The organism is Paramagnetospirillum marisnigri (genome assembly GCF_001650715.1).
GTDB lineage: Bacteria > Pseudomonadota > Alphaproteobacteria > Rhodospirillales > Magnetospirillaceae > Phaeospirillum > Phaeospirillum marisnigri.
Window position 1 is genome coordinate 1 of the sequence record NZ_LWQT01000126.1, and the last position, 1,664, is coordinate 1,664.

The window sequence follows — 1,664 nt, forward strand, 5'->3', positions numbered from 1 at the left end:
GATGAAAGTCCTGGTCGCGGTAAAGCGGGTCGTTGACTACAACGTCAAGATCCGGGTGAAGTCGGACAACACGGGCGTGGAAACGCAGAACGTGAAATTCTCCATGAACCCGTTCGACGAGATCGCGGTCGAGGAGGCGGTTCGGCTGAAGGAAGCGGGCAAGGCCACGGAGATCGTGGTGGCGTCGATTGGCCCGGCTTCGGCGAGTGAGACGCTGCGGACGGCCTTGGCCATGGGCGCCGACCGCGGCATCCTGGTGCAGTCGGAGGACGAGGTCCAGCCGCTGGCGGTGGCCAAGCTGCTCAAAGCCATCGCGGCCAAGGAGCAGCCGGGTCTGATCATCCTGGGCAAGCAGGCCATCGACGACGATTCCAACCAGACCGGCCAGATGCTGGCGGCGCTGCTGGGCGTGGCCCAGGGCACCTTCGCCTCGAAGCTGGAACTGGGTGATGGCAAGGCGATGGTGACCCGCGAGGTCGATGGCGGCTTGGAGACGGTGGAAGTGACGCTTCCGGCGGTGGTGACCTCGGATCTGCGCCTGAACGAGCCGCGCTATGCGTCCCTGCCCAACATCATGAAGGCGAAGAAGAAGCCCATCGAGACGGTGACGGCCGCCGATCTGGGCGTCGACGCCAGCCCGCGTCTGGTGACGCTGAAGGTGGAAGAGCCCGCCAAGCGCTCGGCCGGTATCAAGGTGCCGGACGTGGCGACGCTGGTGGACAAGCTCCGCAATGAAGCGAAGGTGATTTGATCATGACCATTCTGGTTCTGGCGGAACACGAGGGCGGCGCGCTGAAGTCCGCCACCCTGAACGCCGTTTCGGCCGCATCGAAGATTGGCGGCGACGTCCATCTTCTGGTGGCGGGATCGGGCATCGGGCCGGTGGCGGACGCCGCCGCCAAGATCGTCGGCGTCGCCAAGGTGCTGGTGGCCGATGCCGCCCCTTACGCCCATCATCTGGCCGAGCCGCTGGCCGCTCTGATCGTCGGGCTGGCGGGGTCCTATTCCCATGTTCTGGCGCCCGCGACCTCGTCGGGCAAGAATGTGATGCCGCGCGTCGCCGCCCTGCTGGACGTGGCGCAGATTTCCGAGATCATCGCCGTGGTGTCGCCCGACACCTTCGTGCGTCCCATCTATGCCGGCAACGCCCTGGCGACGGTGCAGTCCAAGGACGGCATCAAGGTGATCACGGTGCGCGGCACCGGCTTCGAGGCCGCCGCCGCCGAGGGTGGCTTGGCCACCGTCGAGGCCATCGCCGCCGCCGCCGATCCCGGCCTGTCGGCCTTTGTCGGCCAGCAGCTCTCCAAGTCGGAGCGTCCCGAACTGACCTCGGCCCGCATCATCATCTCGGGCGGTCGCGGCATGCAGTCGGGCGAGAACTTCCATCTGCTGGAAGCGGTGGCGGACAAGCTCAACGCCGCCGTGGGCGCGTCGCGCGCGGCGGTGGATGCCGGTTTCGTGCCCAACGACTTCCAGGTGGGCCAGACCGGCAAGATCGTCGCCCCCGAACTCTATATCGCCGTCGGCATCTCGGGTGCCATCCAGCACCTGGCCGGCATGAAGGATTCCAAGGTCATCGTCGCCATCAACAAGGACGAGGAGGCCCCCATCTTCCAGGTGGCCGATTACGGACTGGTGGCCGATCTCTTCAAGGTTCTGCCTGA

Annotated in this window: 2 protein-coding genes; both read left to right on the forward strand. The window is 66.2% G+C overall.

What is annotated here, in order from left to right:
* Position 1: 1 nt before the first annotated feature.
* Positions 2–751: an electron transfer flavoprotein subunit beta/FixA family protein gene (locus A6A04_RS20585; RefSeq protein ID WP_068495902.1), complete on the forward strand. Its 750-nt coding sequence runs from the start codon at positions 2–4 to the stop codon at positions 749–751.
* 2 nt (positions 752–753) lie between these two features.
* The coding region (locus A6A04_RS20590; RefSeq protein WP_068495903.1) for an electron transfer flavoprotein subunit alpha/FixB family protein at positions 754–1,664 on the forward strand (911 nt) is incomplete at its 3' end.

Coding starts and splice junctions, on each gene's coding strand:
- A6A04_RS20585 (WP_068495902.1), top strand. CDS start 2: ATGAAAGTCCTGGTCGCGGTAAAGCGGGTCGTTGACTACAACGTCAAG.